The organism is Synechococcus sp. H55.8, from assembly GCF_047462375.1.
In the GTDB taxonomy this organism is placed as follows: Bacteria; Cyanobacteriota; Cyanobacteriia; order Thermostichales; family Thermostichaceae; genus Thermostichus.
Genome location: NZ_JANSJC010000002.1, coordinates 100,626 through 116,799, shown reverse-complemented (window position 1 = coordinate 116,799; position 16,174 = coordinate 100,626). Strand labels below are relative to the sequence as shown.

General features: G+C 60.2%; 15 protein-coding genes. 6 read left to right on the top strand and 9 right to left on the bottom strand.

Going from position 1 to position 16,174, the window contains the following annotated elements; translation table 11 throughout:
• Positions 1-143: 143 nt before the first annotated feature.
• Both smpB and der read right to left on the bottom strand, forming a co-directional pair.
• Positions 144-608 carry an SsrA-binding protein SmpB gene (smpB, locus tag NW862_RS01600; protein ID WP_414333835.1) on the bottom strand — a complete coding sequence of 155 codons (465 nt, stop codon included), beginning with the start codon at positions 606-608 and terminating at the stop codon, positions 144-146.
• Positions 609-643: 35 nt separating this feature from the next.
• On the bottom strand, positions 644-2,020 hold the full coding sequence (gene der, locus NW862_RS01595) for a ribosome biogenesis GTPase Der (RefSeq protein WP_414337928.1): 1,377 nt from the start codon (positions 2,018-2,020) through the stop codon (positions 644-646).
• A gap of 163 nt (positions 2,021-2,183) precedes the next feature.
• On the opposite strand from der, the gene NW862_RS01590 reads away from it, so the two are divergent.
• Positions 2,184-3,380, top strand: coding sequence for an aspartate aminotransferase (locus NW862_RS01590; protein ID WP_414333839.1), 1,197 nt, complete (start codon positions 2,184-2,186; stop codon positions 3,378-3,380).
• A 191-nt stretch (positions 3,381-3,571) separates the two neighbouring features.
• Here NW862_RS01590 and NW862_RS01585 read toward each other — a convergent pair whose 3' ends face one another.
• Both NW862_RS01585 and NW862_RS01580 read right to left on the bottom strand, forming a co-directional pair.
• The gene (locus NW862_RS01585) at positions 3,572-4,780 is read right to left on the bottom strand and encodes a Coenzyme F420 hydrogenase/dehydrogenase, beta subunit C-terminal domain (RefSeq protein ID WP_414333841.1); all 1,209 of its coding nucleotides are present in this window, start codon (positions 4,778-4,780) and stop codon (positions 3,572-3,574) included.
• Between the two features lie 189 nt (positions 4,781-4,969).
• Positions 4,970-5,602 carry a response regulator transcription factor gene (locus tag NW862_RS01580; protein ID WP_414333842.1) on the bottom strand — a complete coding sequence of 211 codons (633 nt, stop codon included), beginning with the start codon at positions 5,600-5,602 and terminating at the stop codon, positions 4,970-4,972.
• A gap of 515 nt (positions 5,603-6,117) precedes the next feature.
• Here NW862_RS01580 and NW862_RS01575 point away from each other — a divergent pair.
• Positions 6,118-8,169: a ribonuclease catalytic domain-containing protein gene (locus NW862_RS01575; RefSeq protein WP_414333844.1), complete on the top strand. Its 2,052-nt coding sequence runs from the start codon at positions 6,118-6,120 to the stop codon at positions 8,167-8,169.
• 92 nt (positions 8,170-8,261) lie between these two features.
• The gene (locus tag NW862_RS01570) at positions 8,262-9,275 is read left to right on the top strand and encodes a phosphate ABC transporter substrate-binding protein (protein ID WP_414333846.1); all 1,014 of its coding nucleotides are present in this window, start codon (positions 8,262-8,264) and stop codon (positions 9,273-9,275) included.
• A 104-nt stretch (positions 9,276-9,379) separates the two neighbouring features.
• Here the strand turns inward: NW862_RS01570 and NW862_RS01565 are convergent, their stop codons facing one another.
• Together NW862_RS01565 and NW862_RS01560 are read right to left on the bottom strand one after the other, a co-directional pair.
• Positions 9,380-10,366 (bottom strand): ABC transporter permease, encoded by a 987-nt coding sequence (locus NW862_RS01565; protein ID WP_414333848.1) that lies wholly within the window; start codon positions 10,364-10,366, stop codon positions 9,380-9,382.
• A gap of 64 nt (positions 10,367-10,430) precedes the next feature.
• Entirely contained in the window at positions 10,431-11,237 is an 807-nt protein-coding gene (locus NW862_RS01560; protein ID WP_414333849.1) for an ABC transporter ATP-binding protein, read from the bottom strand.
• 249 nt (positions 11,238-11,486) lie between these two features.
• Here NW862_RS01560 and argJ point away from each other — a divergent pair, with 249 nt between their 5' ends.
• The 3 genes from argJ to hypA are packed head-to-tail and all read left to right on the top strand — an operon-like array spanning position 11,487 to position 14,270.
• Positions 11,487-12,704, top strand: coding sequence for a bifunctional glutamate N-acetyltransferase/amino-acid acetyltransferase ArgJ (gene argJ / locus NW862_RS01555; protein WP_414347946.1), 1,218 nt, complete (start codon positions 11,487-11,489; stop codon positions 12,702-12,704).
• Between the two features lie 15 nt (positions 12,705-12,719).
• Positions 12,720-13,898, top strand: coding sequence for an agmatinase (gene speB / locus NW862_RS01550; protein ID WP_414347891.1), 1,179 nt, complete (start codon positions 12,720-12,722; stop codon positions 13,896-13,898).
• A 3-nt stretch (positions 13,899-13,901) separates the two neighbouring features.
• Positions 13,902-14,270, top strand: coding sequence for a hydrogenase maturation nickel metallochaperone HypA (gene hypA / locus NW862_RS01545; RefSeq protein WP_414347894.1), 369 nt, complete (start codon positions 13,902-13,904; stop codon positions 14,268-14,270).
• A gap of 11 nt (positions 14,271-14,281) precedes the next feature.
• On the opposite strand, the gene NW862_RS01540 is transcribed toward hypA, so the two are convergent.
• The 3 genes from NW862_RS01540 to NW862_RS01530 form a co-directional block, all read right to left on the bottom strand.
• Positions 14,282-14,599 (bottom strand): TMEM14 family protein, encoded by a 318-nt coding sequence (locus NW862_RS01540; protein ID WP_414347896.1) that lies wholly within the window; start codon positions 14,597-14,599, stop codon positions 14,282-14,284.
• A 105-nt stretch (positions 14,600-14,704) separates the two neighbouring features.
• Positions 14,705-14,911: a hypothetical protein gene (locus NW862_RS01535; RefSeq protein WP_414335497.1), complete on the bottom strand. Its 207-nt coding sequence runs from the start codon at positions 14,909-14,911 to the stop codon at positions 14,705-14,707.
• Between the two features lie 451 nt (positions 14,912-15,362).
• Positions 15,363-16,118: a PPC domain-containing protein gene (locus NW862_RS01530; RefSeq protein WP_414403063.1), complete on the bottom strand. Its 756-nt coding sequence runs from the start codon at positions 16,116-16,118 to the stop codon at positions 15,363-15,365.
• Positions 16,119-16,174: the final 56 nt, after the last annotated feature.

Here is a 16,174-nt window from a genome sequence, read left to right as displayed (position 1 = left end):
GGAGGATTCCTCACCCCCAGCCTCTCTGCCCAAGGGAGGGGAAAACTGGAAATCGCTGCAACGAAGGGCTCCAGCGGCATTTGGGATCGCCTAGGCTGCCCCGCTGGCCACCCCATTGGAAGCTGCCGGAAGCTTGGCGGGCCTTAGCGCCCCTTGAGCTCTCGCTGGATCTCTCGCTGGGTTTGCCGCTCTTTAATGGCCTGCCGCTTGTCGTGGAGCTTTTTGCCGCGGGCCACGCCCAGATGGGCTTTGATCCAGCCGCGGTTGAGCACCAGCTTGAGGGGAACCACGGTCAGGCCCTTTTGCTCCACCAGGCCCCGCAGCCGGTCGATCTCGCGGCGGTGCAGCAGCAGCTTGCGGCGGCGGGTGGGATCGTGGTTGAACACCTTGCTGGCGGTGCCATGGGGGGAGATGTGCAGGTTGTGCAGCCAGGCCTCGCCATCGCGAAAGAGGGCAAAAGCGTCTTGTAAGTTGGCTTTGCCCGCCCGTATCGATTTCACCTCTGTGCCGGTCAGTTGCAGCCCGGCTTCGTAGGTCTCCAAGATTTCGTACTCGAAGCGGGCGCGACGATTCTCCACCAGGGTTTTGACGTTGGGATCCACAGCCATAGGCTTTCAGAATAGAGCTCCGTCCTCCAGAGGGCCTAACGAGAGGCCAGGGATCCCTCTAATTTTTGCACTGCCCGTCCCACGAGGCGCTCGGCTTTGCCGCGCCAACGAAAGCGAATGGGGGTGCCTGTGAAGTCGAGGTTTTGCCGGAAGTGCTTTTCCAAGTAGCGGCGGTAGTTGTCTTTGAAGAGATCGGGATCGTTGACAAACAGGAGAAAGGTGGGAGGTTGCTCCGCCACTTGGGTGCCGTAGTAGATTTTGCCCTGCTTGCCCTGGCGGTTGGCGGGGGGCGATTGCCAGGCGAGGGCATCCTGGAGCACCTCGTTGACCACGGCGGTGGCGATGCGCTTGCGATGGGCGGCCACCACCGTATTCACCTGGGCAAAGATCTTGTGGGTGCGCTGCCCGGTGAGGGCGCTGATGAACAGCAGCGGCGCCCAGTCGATAAAGTAAAGCTTGTCGCGAATCTCGCGGGTGAACTCGTTGAGGGTGTAGGTATCTTTGTTTTCGACGGCATCCCACTTGTTGACGACGACGATACAGGCGCGGCCTTCTTCTTCGATGCGGCCGGCCAACCGCTGATCCTGCTCGGTCACTCCCTCGAGGGCGTCAATGACCAGCAGCACCACGTCCGAGCGCTGGATGGCTTTGAAGGCGCGGTTGATGCTGAAAAACTCCACTCCATATTCCACCCGGTTTTTTTTGCGGATCCCGGCGGTGTCGATGAGACGGTAGGGCTGCCCTTCCCAGGTAACGACGGTATCGATGGCATCGCGGGTGGTGCCGGCAATGGGGCTGACGATGGCCCGCTGGGATCCCACCAGGCGGTTGAGCAGGCTGGACTTGCCCACGTTGGGCCGGCCGACAATGGCCACGGCGATGGGATCCGCTGCTGCTGCAGCTTCGTCTACCTCAGGCAAATGGGGCAGCACCGCCTCCAACAGCTCGGCCACCCCGTTGCCGTGGATGGCGGAACAGGGGATCGGCTCCCCCAGCCCCAACTCCCAAAAAGCCGCCGCCTGGGCCAGGCCCAGTTGCCCCGACTCGCACTTGTTGACGGCCACCACCACCGGCAGGGGTTGTTTGCGCAGCCAATCGGCCACTTCCCGATCGGCGGGGGTCAGTCCCTCACGGCCATCTACCACAAAGATCACAGCGTGCGCCTCCGCCATCGCCGCCATGGCCTGCTGGCGGATGTGGGGCAAGAACTCGCTGTCGTCGCCAAAGACCAGGCCGCCGGTATCCACCACCTGCAGGCGGCGCCCGTTCCACTCCACCTCTTGGTAGAGGCGATCCCGCGTGATGCCCGGCTCATCGTGGACAATGGCGGAACGCACCCCCGCCAGGCGGTTGACGAGGGTGGATTTGCCCACGTTGGGGCGACCCACAACGGCCACAAGGGGTAAAGCCACTGCTCTGCCTTGCCACAAAACCGAACTTAGATTTCTATCCTAGCCTTTGGGATCCCGGATACCCAAGCTCGGCCCTGCTTCGCATTGCTTCAGGTGCGGGTCTGGCGGTAAGCTGTGCAGTTAACCCCAAGTGAGCCAGGTGTCGGCTTGCCTTTCTATTTGTATGAACCGCGCTCTCGTCCCCGCCCAACGCTTGAACAAGCTGCCTGCCTACGTCTTCGCCCGCTTGGATGAGCTGAAGGCCCGCGCCCGCCAGCAGGGGCTAGATTTGATCGATCTGGGCATGGGCAACCCCGATGGGCCCACCCCCCAGCCGGTGGTGGAGGCGGCCCAGGCGGCCATCGCCGATCCCGTCCACCACGGCTACCCTCCCTTCGAGGGCACGGCCAGCTTCCGCCAGGCGATCACCGATTGGTACCGGTGCCGCTACGGGGTGGAGCTGGATCCCAATGGGGAGGTGCTGCCTCTTTTGGGATCCAAAGAGGGCCTGACCCACCTGGCCTTGGCCTACGTGGATCCGGGGGATCTGGTGCTGGTGCCCAGCCCCGCCTACCCGGCCCATTTTCGCGGGCCCATGATTGCCGGCGGGCAGATCTACCCGCTGCTGCTACGCCCCGAGAAGGAGTGGCTAATTGACCTGCAGGAGATCCCGCCGGAGGTGGCCAAGCAGGCGCGGGTGCTCTACTTCAACTACCCCAACAACCCAACGGCGGCGGTGGCGCCCCGCTCTTTTTTTGAAGAAGTGGTGGCCTTTGCCCACCGCTATGAGCTGATTCTGGTGCACGACCTGTGCTACGCGGAGCTGGCCTTTGACGGCTATCGGCCCACCAGCCTGCTGCAGATCCCCGGCGCCAAGGACTTGGCCGTGGAGTTCCACACCCTCTCCAAAACCTACAACATGGCCGGCTGGCGGGTGGGCTTTGTGGTGGGCAACCGCCAGATCATCCAGAGCCTGCGCACCCTGAAAACCAACCTCGACTACGGCATTTTTGGCGCACTGCAAAAGGCGGCCGAGACGGCTTTGGCCCTGCCAGAGAGCTACCTACAGCAGGTGCAGGAGCGCTACCGCCGCCGGCGCGACTATCTCATTAGCCGCCTGGCGGAGCTGGGCTGGCAGATTGAGCCGCCGCGGGCAACAATGTACCTCTGGATCCCGACCCCCCGCACTGCCGATGGCACTCCTGAGGGATCGACGGAGTTTGCCCTGCGGGTGCTGGAATCTACGGGCGTGGTCGTAACCCCCGGCAACGCCTTTGGGGAAGGGGGGGAAGGCTATGTGCGAATTAGCCTGATTGCCGATTGCGAGCGCTTGGGCCAGGCCATCGACCGCTGGGCGGAAGCCGGGATCCGCTATTGCTGACCCCCGACCCCTCTCCCCAAGGGAGTTGCCCAAGCGCTCCGCGCCGCTAACGCGACCACCCCCAGCCTCTCTCCCCAAGGGAGTTGCCCAAGCGCTCCGCGCCGCTAACGCGACCACCCCCAACCCCTCTCCCTTAGGGAGTTGCCCAAGCGCTCCGCGCCGCTAACGCGACCACCCCCAACCCCTCTCCCTTAGGGAGAGGGGAGTTGGTACTGCTCTACGATGCGCCGGGCAAAGGGAGGGACATGCTGCTCCAACTTGTGGGGGTAGTGGCGGCGCAGGTAGAGATAGTTGCGGACAAAGTGGGAATCAATGGAAAAGCGGGCATATTCCAGGCCACGCGGCCCAAAGCGCTGGATTGCCGCCCCCAGGATCCGAGCCAGCCACATGGGCAGGCTCAGAGCCTGCTCGTAGGCTTGGATCCCCTGTTGTACTGCCGCCCGCCGGGATCCCTGCGAGATCACCGCTTGGGTTTCCAGCTCTTCCCAAACCAGATCCAAGAGCTCCCGCCCGCGCCAGTTGCGCACCAGCAGCCACTGCCAGCCAAAGGGGGATCCCATGTAGCCCACCACCAGATCTGCCAGGCCGTTGACGTAGTCGAAACAGGTAAGGCAAGAGGGGGCAAATACGTCCTTGAGTTCTTTGGTCTTGAGGCCAAAAAAAGGCACCTTTTCCACCGAGCCGTCTTCGTGTTTGAAGTGGATGTGGAAGTCCTGCATGAATTCGTAGTGCACCACCGTCTGCGGGGAGCGGCTGGTGGTTTCCAAAAACTTCTGCAGGCCGGCGCGGCTGACATTGTCCACACAGGGCGTGCCCAGCACGTAAAGCCTCTCTAGGCCCAACTTTTTCTCCACCGCCCGCAAAGCCTGGATCTGACAGCCCACCCCGATAACCAAGAGGCGCTTGAGGCCACTTTGCTCCACCTGCTCCAGCACGGAGAGATTGGGGGATAGGGTTGGCTTGTTAACCCGCGCCGCCAAAACCGCCTCCGGAGTACGCGCCAAGACAGTCCGTGGCTGAAAGCGATCCTGGGGATCCGCCTGCACGCACACCACCCCTTCTACTAGGCCGCTGCTGAGGGCCTTCATGCCGATGCTGCTGACGATGCCCGTCCACTGGGCACCCGGGATCGGATCCCGCCTGCGGGCCGTGTACATTGCCTCGTAGACGCCGAAGTAGTCGCTGTCGCTGACGGCAGCCGACTCTGAGCGCAGCGACTCTCGGGATCGCCCGTGGGTTTGCTCTTCCAGGTGGGTAAACTGCTGGTTTAAGAAGGCACAGGCTTCTTTGACGTAGGCGACATAGCGGGTATCGCAGAGGCCGCACTGGCTGCACAGCTCTTTGGCCGGGTAGTGGCCGGAGCGGATGGGCCGAGCCGGACGCGGTAAACGGGATCCCATGGGTTCTAGACCGTAGTGGACAGAGGCACCCTGACCGGTTACCTCACTTTCTTCAGTTTGCTGCCAAAACGACGGACAAGGGCAGAAAAGTTGAGGGATCCCCCATCCTCCTGGCCACCTTCACCGCCGCCCAGTGAGGCCCACAGCTCGCCCACCCCACTGGACAGCAGAAGTTCTCTCGGTGGCCCCTCAGCCCCTGCCCAAACCACTTTCGATGGCCCAGCGGGCCAGCTCGGTGCGGTTGTGCAAGCCAGTTTTGCTCAGCATGTTGCTGACGTGGCTTTCGACGGTGCGCTGGCTCACCCCCATCACCTCGGCAATCTCGCGGTTGGACATCCCCCTGGCCACATGCTGGAGCACCTTGGTTTCCGTCGGGGTCAGCTCAATTTCCCGCTCCAGCTTGATGACCGGCTGAATGCCGACACTTTGCATTTGCAACAGGCGCTCCGTGTGCTTGAGAACCGACTCCACCTGGGCCACCAGCTCTTCCGCTTCAAAGGGCTTGACCAGGTAAACATCTGCCCCCGTATTGAGCCCGCGCACCCGATCCGCCGTTTGCCCGCGCGCCGACAAAAAAATCACCGGGATCCAGTCCGTCGCGCTGTTGGAGCGAATGGTCTGGACAAACGTGTAGCCATCCATCTCCGGCATCATCACATCGCAGATGATCAAATCCGGCGTGAAATGGCGCATCGCCTCTAACCCTTCTTGACCGTTGCTCGCCGCCACCACCTCGTAACCGCGAAACTCCAGGTAGTCCTTTACCAGCAGGATCAGGTTGGGATCGTCATCGACAAGCAACAGTCGCTTTGGGTTGTCCACGGCTGACCTTTTGAGCGCTAGAAGAGGGAAAAAGCAGGGATCTGCTTCCCTAACCTTTGTCTAGGGAAAACAAACCACGATGGGTGCCTTCCTATGGCACACCCCTAGCTTAACTAAGTAGCAGCCTGGGGTAACTGTATCCTACCCTCAGAGCTCAGAATACCATATGGAAGTGGAAAATACATGCTTGAGAAATGCTGGCAACAGTATCTCTACGCAATTTGGGGATCTCAATTGGTAACTTGATCCCAGAAACTTGTCAGAACTTGCCCCTCCCTTGGAATCGCAGTGTGGAATACGTAACCACAATCTACCGGAAGGCCTGTATCCCATAGGTGTCTCATGTATACATAGTACCGTATACCCATATTCTCTTTAAGTATTGATGTGCAAAGATTGCCAGTTCTCGTGTCTGCGTGTCTTCTGGCCGGGGTTTCCGCGTGGGCAGGCGGGCAGAGCTGGTGGAAAATGGAGGAGAGCCTGCGCTTCAACGACAGCCGACATGGGGAGAGAGGGTGGAAAAGGGCACGCTGGTGGAGTTTCGCCACAATAACGACCGTGTGTTAGCCGTGGTTCAGGGCACCGAGGGCAAAAAGAACCTACTGCTGGGCGTGGCTTCGGGGCAGGTGCACAGCGTTCACCCTCGCCAAATTACCTTTGCCTTGAATGGGGGATCCAGTTTCACGGCTTCCGACATTCCCGGCTTTTGGCAGGCGGTGCAGGCGAAGTTGGATCCCGAAAGCTTAGCTTTGGCCTGGGAATTGGTTCAGGAGGAGCGCCGGCTCCTGAGCCTGTCGGAGATGGCCCAGTTGTTGTTTTCCGACGATTCCCCGGTCTCTACTTATGCTGCTTACCGCCTTTTGAGTGAGGATTTCATCTACTTTAAGGCAAAGGGGGAAGGCTACGAGCCGCGTACCCCGGCGCAGGTGAAGGAAATCCGCCATCAAATTGCCGTTACCCAGCAGCGGCAGCAGGAACAGGCCGAGTTTGAGGCCCGCCTAAGGGCAGCGGTGGCCCAGCCTGGGCAAAAGTACACTTGGACCCCAGCGGAGCGAGCCCGTCTGGAGCTGCTGGAGCGCCTAGCTCTGCAGGGAGCGGCGGCCAGCATTCGCAGCCACGAGGATCTCTCCCACAACCTCACCCCCTCGGATCGGGAACGGGCCTCGCAACTGCTGCAACTGATGGGATTTCCCGACACTCCCCAAGGAGCCTTTGACGCCCTGGTGGCCCTGGGCCTGTGGAGCCGCCACGAGAACCTGGCTCTGCGCCTCACCGGGATCCCCACCCAATTTCCCAAGGAGGTGGAGCGCTACACCCAAACTTTGCTGGGCGGCCCTCCTCCCTTCCTGGATCCCCATCTGCGCCGCGATCTCACCCATCTCCACACCTACACCATCGACGACGCCAGCACCCGCGATATCGACGATGCCCTCAGCGTCGAGTTTTGGTCGGATGAGGAGATCAAGCTCTGGATCCACATTGCCGATCCCAGTTGCTGGGTACAGTGGGGGGATCCTTTGGATCTGGAGGCCCGCCGGCGGGGCACCAGCGTCTATTTGCCCGAGCGGGTGATCCCGATGTTTCCACCGGAGCTGTCCACCGGCCTGATGAGCTTGGTGCAGGGGGAGGTGCGGCCTGCCCTCAGCTTCGGCATCCGGCTGGGATGCGACGGTGTCGTGCGCAACTACGAGATCTGCCTTAGCCAAATCAAGGTCAACTACCGCCTCACCTATGACGATGCCGACGAGATGCTGGAGTTGGGGGCAGAGGCACAACTGACGGCCATTGCCCGGGCCGCTCGCTGGCGCTACGCCTGGCGCCTGGCTCAAGGGGCCATCCAGATCGGCCTGCCGGAGCAAGATATCAAGGTCATGGACGAGATCCCCCACCTGCGTGTTATTGAGGATACGCCGGCGCGGCAGATGGTGGCGGAGATGATGGTGCTGGCCGGTGAGGTGGCTGCTCGCTTTGCTTGCCAAAACGGGATCCCGGTGCCCTATCGCCTGCAGCCGGCCCCTGAGCTCCCCCCGCCGGAGGTTTTGGATCTGTATCCCCAGGGGCCGGTGAGATCTTTTGCCATCATGCGCTGTCTATCGCGGGCAGAGGTGGCCACCCAACCGGGGCGACATACGGGGCTGGGTCTCGATGCCTACTGTCAAGTAACTTCCCCCATTCGCCGCTACCTGGATCTGGTGGCCCACTACCAGATCAAGGCTTTCTTGCGCGGGGATCCCTTGCCCTTGACCGAAGCCGAGGTGCAGCAGTTGTTGCTGGCCATTGAGCCGGGCACTGCAGAAGCGGTTCAAGTGGAGCGCAAGTCCAAGCGCTACTGGAGCATTGAGTACCTGCGCCAGCGACCGGGGCAGATTTGGCGGGCCTTGGTCTTGGGCTATCTGCGCGAGCAAGAAAACCTGGTGCTGGCCCTGCTGGATGAGATCGCTTTTCGGGTGCCGGTACGCCTAGAACGCCAGGTTCCTCTAGCAGCTTGGATTGAACTGGAAGTCGTGCAGGCGGATCCCCGCGCGGATGTGATCGAGCTGCGCGAGGTGGGACGGGATGCCCCTTAACCTGACGCTTACCCAATCTCCCCAGGCAATTGATACAACGGAGGGGGAAGGTCTCATAATGTCTGGACTGCGAATTTCTCTGGGGGGATCCCATGACCGCACAAAGCTCTGGCCCGCCTCCGATTGTTTACATTCTTTTGCTGGCGATACTGGGGGGAGGCGGCTGGTATGCCTATCGCTCCGGCCTGCTTGACTCTTTCCTGAATCGAGGGAACGTGCCTTCTGTCCCCAGCCAGATTCCGGCTGCCCAGCCACAGGCACCGACGGCACCCAACCTTCCCCAGGCGCAAGCCCCCAATCTGCCTGCCGGCCCGGTTAAGCTGGACACTTCCCTGCCCAACCCGGCGGTGCTGCAGATGGATGGCAGCGTCACAATGGTTCGCCTTGTCTTGGCCTTGAAGTCAGGCTACAGCCAGCGCAACCCCGGCATTCCCCTCACCTACGGGATCCCGGATGGCAAACCCAACGGCTCCAATGCCGGCCTCAAGGCCCTGATGGAAGGGCGCATCCAGATGGCCGCCAGCTCCCGCCCCCTCAATGCCAGCGAAGTGCAGGCCGGTTTGCAGGCGATCCCGGTGGCCAAAGATGCCCTGGCGGTGGCGGTGGGGGTGAACAACCCCTACAAAGGCGGCCTGACGCTGCAGCAATTGGCCGATATCTTCCAGGGTCGGATCACCAACTGGAGTCAGGTGGGCGGCCCGGATCGCCCAATTCGCGTTCTCAACCGCGCCCCCCAGAGCGGCACCTACACTGTCTTCCAAGAGCTGGTGTTGCTGGGGCTGCCCTTTGCCCCCGACAACCCGCCCTACTTCACCACCGCCACCGAAGATGTCACCACCCCTCTCCTGCGGGCTTTGGGAGAAGACGGCATCACCTACAGCACCGTGGATCAGGTGCAGAACCAGCAAACGGTGAGGATGGTGCCCATCGACGGCCAGATGCCCACCCGCGAGGCTATCCAAAGTGGCCGCTATCCTCTGGCCCGCAACGTGTTTTTGGTAGCACCTCAGAGAACCAGCCCTGCGGTGGCCGATTTCATCAACTATGCCCTCTCGGATCAAGGCCAACAAATCATTGGCCGCACCGAGTTCATCCCCCTTCGATAGCAACCCACAGCGGCAGCGGCGCGGAGCCGGTTGCGATGGCAGGAGTCACTATTGGCAAAGCCTGCACTCTAGGCGCCAGCAGGAGTGCGGGAGTATGTCACAGTTCAATTCTCTCGGCGCATGGCGCTCTCGTGCCACTTGCCCAATACCCTCTCCGATAAAGCGCTTAGGGAAATGAAGATCAGGATCCCCAAGCCGGTAACCAAGATCAAGGCTGCAAACATGCGCGGCACCTGCAGGTTGAAGCTGGAGATCAAGATCTGGTAGGCGATCCCAGCTCGCTGCCCACCGGTACCAGCCACGAACTCCGCCACCACCGCCCCAATCAAAGAAAGGCCGCCGCTGATGCGCAGGCCCCCCATGAAATAGGGCATGGCGCTGGGCAGCCGCAGGTAGATCAAGGTTTGCCAACGATTGGCCTTGTACAGTTGAAACAGGTTGAGCAGGTTGTGATCGGCGCTGTTCAACCCCAGAGTGGTGTTGGAAAGAATCGGGAAAAAAGCCACAATCCACGCGCAGACCACCATCGCGGCAAAGGTGTTGTTGCGCAGCCAAATGATGATCAGCGGCGCGATGGAGACAATGGGCGTTGTTTGCAAAAGCACCGCATAGGGGAAAAAGCTGCGCTCGATCCACTTGCTCTGGGTGAACACAATCGCCAGCACAAGCCCGGATACGGTGGCGGCCAAAAAGGCCACCACCGTGATCTGCAGAGTAATCAACAGAGAAGGAAAAAGCGTTCCCCAGTCGCGGATAAGGGTTTGCGCCACCAAAATCGGCCCCGGCAAGAGATAGTGGGGCATTCCTGTCACCCGCACCGCCACTTCCCAGCCCACCAAAAAGAGGATCCCGACAATAACGGGGGCCATCACCTCCAGATTGAACCAGCGGCCCAGATCCAACCCCTTTGCCGGCGCAGCACTCGGCCCAGCAGCGGCAGCCGTGGGTTGGAACCTGAGTTGTTCTCTAACCGCTCCGGTCAGCCTGGGCGGAGCCCAATCCGGCCAAGGCAGAGACAAGCGCTCCGCCGCGCCAAGGGATCCCAGCCGGCGATACAGCCAATTGAAAAGGGAGAGGAAAGCATCGAACATATCCTGAGGTTGATGAGGAAGGGGGCTCTACACAACAGGGAACACCGTCAAGGAAGGGATCCCGTCAGCGCGAACGTCCGGCCGAGAGGGGACGCAGATAAGGCTCCTGAGCCGCGCCATACATGGCTTCCTGGAGACGAGCCGACACTTCACGGCAGTAGTCGTTGTAAAGGGTTGAGGTGCGAAACTCTTCCGAGCGGGGATAGGGGGCATCGATGGGAATATCGGCTACCACCCGGCCCGGACGAGCCGCCATCACCACCACGCGGTTGGAAAGATAGACAGCCTCATAGATGTTGTGAGTAACAAAGATGACCGTCCAGTGCTTTTCTTGCCACAACTCCAGCAGCTCGCTGTTTAGCTTGCTGCGGGTGATCTCGTCCAAAGCACCAAAAGGCTCGTCCATCAGCAACACCTGCGGCTTGGTTACCAAGGCGCGAGCAATGGAAACCCGCATGCGCATACCGCCGGACAGCTCGCGGGGAAAATGGCGCTCAAACCCCCGTAGGCCCACCAGTTCTAGAGCTTCCAGAACATCTCGATCGGCTTTTGGCTTGGGCTCACCGGCCAACTTCAGGGGCAGGCGCACGTTGTCCATCACCGTTGCCCAGGGCATGAGGGCCGGCTCCTGAAACACAAAGGCCAATTTGGGCTCTCCTTGGGAGGTGTTTTGCCCCCATTCGATAGAGCCGGTGGTTAGGTCACCCAGCCCTGCGATCAGCCGCAGCACCGTGCTTTTCCCACAGCCAGATGGCCCCACCAAGCTGACAAACTGCTCCTCTTGGATGGTCATGTTCATGTCTTGCAAAGCCACCGTGCCATTGGCATAGGCCTTGCTGACATGGCTAAGGGTAATGACAGGGGCAGGCATGGCTTGCAGTTCCTAGGGGAGGGGACAAGAGGGTACCTTGCAAATCCAGCAAAGAGGAGAGAAGGTTACACAGGCACACCCCATACTTTAAAAATAACCCTCTCTGCCGCCTCTGCTTGGTTAGTAGAACTACAACTTTTGCCCTCAGGACGGGTTTTCAGAAGGTTTCTCAGGCAAAACTTGCCCTGAACCCAAACCCGAGCCGCAAGCCGCTATGATATTGCCGACCCTCACCTGGCCGAGGAACGCATGGGATCCCAATTTAAACCGGTTGAAGGTGCCGTCACTGCCCCACAAGGGTTTCGAGCTGCTGGAGTGGCCGCCGGCCTCAAGCCCTCAGGAGCTGCGGATCTGGCCTTGATCGTTGCTGACTGCGAGGCGGTGGGGGCGGGTGTTTTTACCACCAACCAGGTCAAGGCCGCTTGTGTTACCTACAACCAAGGGATCCTCGCCCAAGGGCAGCCGGTGCAGGCTATTCTCTGCAATGCCGGCCAAGCCAACGCCTGTACCGGAGAAGAAGGGGAACGCAACAACGCCCAACTGGCCCTCTGGGTGGGAGAACGGTTGGGGATCCCGGCCCAACAGGTGCTCACGGCCTCGACGGGGGTGATCGGGCGGCAATTGGAAATGGCCAAAATTGAGGCAGCCCTGCCCCGCCTGATCGACAGCCTCTCGCCAGCAGGAGGGGAGAGTGCTGCCCGTGCCATCCTCACCACCGACCTGGTGACCAAAAGCGTTGCCCTAGAGGCCGAGATCGACGGGTACACCGTCCGGCTGGGGGGCATTGCCAAGGGATCCGGCATGATCCATCCCAACTTGGCCACGATGCTGGCTTTCTTGACCTGCGACGCGGCTGTAGATCCCCATCTGTGGCAGCAGATCCTCCAGCAAGCTGCCGACCTCAGCTTTAACCAAATCACCGTGGATGGGGATACCAGCACCAACGATATGCTCCTGGCCCTGGCCAATGGCCGGAGCGGGATCCCGGCTATTCAAGCCGGCACAGCAGCCGCCCAAACTTTGGCGGAGATGGTCAACCAAGTTTGCGTCCATCTGGCCAAGGCCATTGCCCGCGACGGGGAGGGGGCGACCAAGCTGCTGGAAATCCGCGTCCAAGGCGCCCCCGACGACAGGTCGGCTCGGCAGATGGCCCGTGTGATCGCCAGCTCTCCCTTGGTAAAGGCGGCAGCCTTTGGCAACGACCCCAACTGGGGACGGGTGGCCGCCGCCGCCGGTCGGGCCGGGATCCCTTTTGACAGCCGCTGCTTGGAGATTCGCTTGGGAGATTTTCTGCTTATGCAGGCGGGCATGCCCCTGAATTTTGATCGCCAGGCGGCTTCTGAGTACTTGAAGGGGGATCCGGTAACCTTCACGGTGGATCTCCACCAGGGATCCGGCCAGGGCATGGCCTGGGGCTGCGATCTCAGCTACGATTACGTGCGCATCAACGCCGAATACACCACCTAAAGGAGGGATCCCATTATGACCACCGAATCGAACGCGAATAACGACTTTTCCAGCGAAGCCCAGGCCGCTCTGGCCAAGGAGGCGGGGCTTTCTCTCTCCGGCTGGCAGCAAGAGGTGAGTCGCGGCTTAGAGTTTGGCCTAGAAGCGGCAGCCAGTATCGGCGATCGCTCGATCCCCACCTTTTCCCGGGGCGAATTGCCCCACTATGCCGGCATCAATACCTTTCTCAAGGCTCCATACCTGGAGGATGTGCGCAAGGTTGGGGAATACGATGTGGCGGTGGTGGGCGTACCCCACGATTCCGGCACCACCTATCGGCCCGGCACCCGCTTTGGCCCGCAGGGGATCCGGCGCATTTCCGCTTTATACACACCCTATAACTTTGAGTTTGGCGTCGATTTGCGGGAGCAGATCACCCTCTGCGATGTCGGGGATATTTTTACGATCCCGGCCAACAACGAAAAATCCTTCGACCAAATCTCCAAAGGGGTAGCTCATATTTTCGGGTCTGGGGCTTTTCCCGTTATCCTGGGCGGAGATCACTCGATTGGCTTTCCCACAGTGCGCGGCATCTGTCGGCACCTGGGGGACAAAAAAATGGGCATCATCCACTTCGACCGCCACGTGGACACCCAAGAAACCGACTTGGATGAGCGCATGCACACCTGTCCTTGGTTTCATGCCACAAATATCCGCAATGCGCCTGCCCACAACCTCGTGCAACTGGGCATTGGCGGCTGGCAAGTGCCCCGGCAAGGGGTGAAGGTCTGCCGGGAGCGGGCCACTCATATCCTTACCGTTACCGATATCACCGAAATGGGCTTGGATGCAGCCGCCGATTTTGCCCTCGAAAAAGCCCTAGACGGCACCGATTGCGTGTACATCAGCTTCGATATCGACTGCATCGATGCCGGCTTTGTGCCGGGTACCGGCTGGCCGGAACCCGGTGGGCTGCTGCCGCGGGAGGCCCTTTACTTGCTCAAGCGCATTGTCCGGGAAGCACCCGTCTGTGGCCTAGAAGTGGTGGAAGTTTCTCCCCCTTACGATATCAGCGACATCACAGCCCTGATGGCCACCCGAGTGATTTGCGATACGCTGGCCCACTTGGTGGTATCCGGACAACTGCCGCGCCGGGAAAAGCCTGCCTACATCCACCCGGAGGCGACACCGGAAATGGTCGGCGACTGGAGGTAGGGGATGCATGAAACCGACATGACGCGCGCCTTGATCCAAACGCTGCGCGACTGGTGGCAAAGTCAGCCCGGGCAGCCCCAGATCGCCCGGGTGCATCTGGTGGTGGGACAGTTTACCTGCGTGGAGCCGGCCAGCCTGCAATTTGCCTATGCTGCCCAAACCCAGGGCACTTTCCTGCAGGGATCCCAGTTAATCATCCGGGAAACACCGCTGATTGCTTATTGCCATCCCTGTGGCCAAGAGTACAAGCCAGAAATGGGCCGTCGCTACGCTTGCCCCCACTGTGGATCCCCGATGGAAGAGATTCGCTCGGGGCGAGAGCTGAAGATCGACCACATCGAATGTTTAATCGACTCTGACCCAGCAGCGTGACCAGAAGTCGCCTAGGCCGATGCAAGGCTCAATCCCAGGAGGACAGCCGCTCCCAAACTCAGGATCACCATCAAGCCGGCGGGCATAACCTTTCGGGTTTTGCGATAGCGCAGGGCGAAGACGACAGATCCCAACACCGTTGTCCCCAAGCCTAGGCCCAGCCCCCAGCGGGGATCCACCCCCAGCAGCCAGTGGCTCACTCCACTGAGTACAGCCCCAACCAGTCCCGCGATGAAAGACTTAGAGCTTTTGCCTTTCACGTAGCCAATTACTCCGCCCACTAGAAGCAGTGCTCCATAGACCAGCAAGGTGATTTGCGCGGTCAGCATGATTGGGAAAGCCTTGTCCTCTCTCGGTTTAGCTTAATCGGCGGGAAGCCCCGCACTGTATTTGTGAATTGTGTTTACTCAACGAAGATGAGTGCCGGGAGTCGTTCACTCAACGAGGATATCGCGAATCAAGGGCAAGCGAATGCTGATGTAGCGATTGAGCACCGAGGCATCGACACTGCTGAGGACATGTTTTCTCTGGCAGGCGCTCAGAAGCAGATTCACCAAGTCGTCATCGCGTTTTGTGAGCCAATCTGGCCTGCCAATCTCGCTGACCAAAGACCAAAACTGGCGTACCATTTCAGGAGTCATGGCATCCATTTTGTGGGGATAGGGGCTAGCTGCAAAAGAATGGTCTAGGCCATTGACCTGATTCTAGAAAAAAGACCTCACCTGTGAGAGCAATATTTCAGCTCCGTCACAACTTAGGATAAGATGTCATGCTTTCCCATAAACCTCAGTAAGTGCCGACCATCCTTGTTCAGAAAGCTTGAAGAAAACCAGAGGTTGCTAACCTTAGCCATAGCCATTTCAAGCCGGTCTAAAACATCTCCGCAGCGCCCTGCACCGCCATAGATGAGTAGCCTCCCCTTTGGAGCGGGAGAGGGGAGCGCAAAATTCGCAAGGTTTTCACCGCTACTTAGCATAACTATAGAAAAAATAACGATTCCCGTCAAAATCTGGTCATCACCCTATCGGCCTTAAGGTAAAAACTGCCCGCTCTCCTTCACCAGAAGAGGAAGAACCTTGACGAGCCTGGGTGCTAGCGTAAGGTGTACTGCAGCTCATAAGCCCCTTTTTCTCCTGGCCCATAGGTGTTGGCCCGCAGGGTATAGGTGCCGGTGCGGGGCAGAAAGGCAATCATCAGAGCATCGGTTCCGCCGCCTTGGTCGTCATCCCAAGCCACGACTTCTCCGCTGGGATCCAACAGTTGCAAAAAAGCATCGAAGTCGGCGCTGGTTAGGGAGGCGATCAGGATCTGGCCGGCGCGAGCGGCAATGGGATATTCGTCCATCCAACTGCCATCCTCGGGGTGCTGCAGGGATCCCTCCTGCAGACGGCCTGATGGAGTTTGCTGCCAATCGATCTGGGTGAGGACATAGGTCAGCCGGTAGTTGCCGGTGGATTCTGGCTCAAAGCTGGTGGCTCGCAGGGTGTAGGTGCCGCCCTCTGGCAGACGCACCGCCAACAAGGCATTTATATCTGGGCCGGAGTCATCGTCAAAGCCGATCACCCGTCCTTGGCCATCCACCAGCTCCAGGTAAGCATCGAAATCTTCGCTCTCCAGGGCCGCAATCAGGATCTGCCCCGGCTGAGATGTAATCGAAATCTCATCCCAAAAGCTGCCATCCTGAGGGTTGCTCAGATCTTCAGGGCTGAGGGTTCCCGCCAGGGTTCGGCCATCTCTCCACAGGGGAGAAGAAGCAAGGGAGGATCCCACCTGCGCGCTCCTCTCTTGCAGCAGATCCAACCACCGACAACTGCTGGACAGCCCCAGCGCCACCAGACTCAGGGCCAAACAGGATCCCCAGCGGCGGGGAAGTGCGAAAGAACGACACAAGCTCAACATCGACA

Coding starts and splice junctions, on each gene's coding strand:
- smpB (WP_414333835.1), bottom strand. CDS start 608: ATGGCTGTGGATCCCAACGTCAAAACCCTGGTGGAGAATCGTCGCGCC.
- NW862_RS01590 (WP_414333839.1), top strand. CDS start 2,184: ATGAACCGCGCTCTCGTCCCCGCCCAACGCTTGAACAAGCTGCCTGCC.
- NW862_RS01585 (WP_414333841.1), bottom strand. CDS start 4,780: ATGGGATCCCGTTTACCGCGTCCGGCTCGGCCCATCCGCTCCGGCCAC.
- NW862_RS01570 (WP_414333846.1), top strand. CDS start 8,262: ATGACCGCACAAAGCTCTGGCCCGCCTCCGATTGTTTACATTCTTTTG.
- NW862_RS01565 (WP_414333848.1), bottom strand. CDS start 10,366: ATGTTCGATGCTTTCCTCTCCCTTTTCAATTGGCTGTATCGCCGGCTG.
- NW862_RS01560 (WP_414333849.1), bottom strand. CDS start 11,237: ATGCCTGCCCCTGTCATTACCCTTAGCCATGTCAGCAAGGCCTATGCC.
- argJ (WP_414347946.1), top strand. CDS start 11,487: ATGGGATCCCAATTTAAACCGGTTGAAGGTGCCGTCACTGCCCCACAA.
- speB (WP_414347891.1), top strand. CDS start 12,720: ATGACCACCGAATCGAACGCGAATAACGACTTTTCCAGCGAAGCCCAG.
- hypA (WP_414347894.1), top strand. CDS start 13,902: ATGCATGAAACCGACATGACGCGCGCCTTGATCCAAACGCTGCGCGAC.
- NW862_RS01540 (WP_414347896.1), bottom strand. CDS start 14,599: ATGCTGACCGCGCAAATCACCTTGCTGGTCTATGGAGCACTGCTTCTA.
- NW862_RS01535 (WP_414335497.1), bottom strand. CDS start 14,911: ATGACTCCTGAAATGGTACGCCAGTTTTGGTCTTTGGTCAGCGAGATT.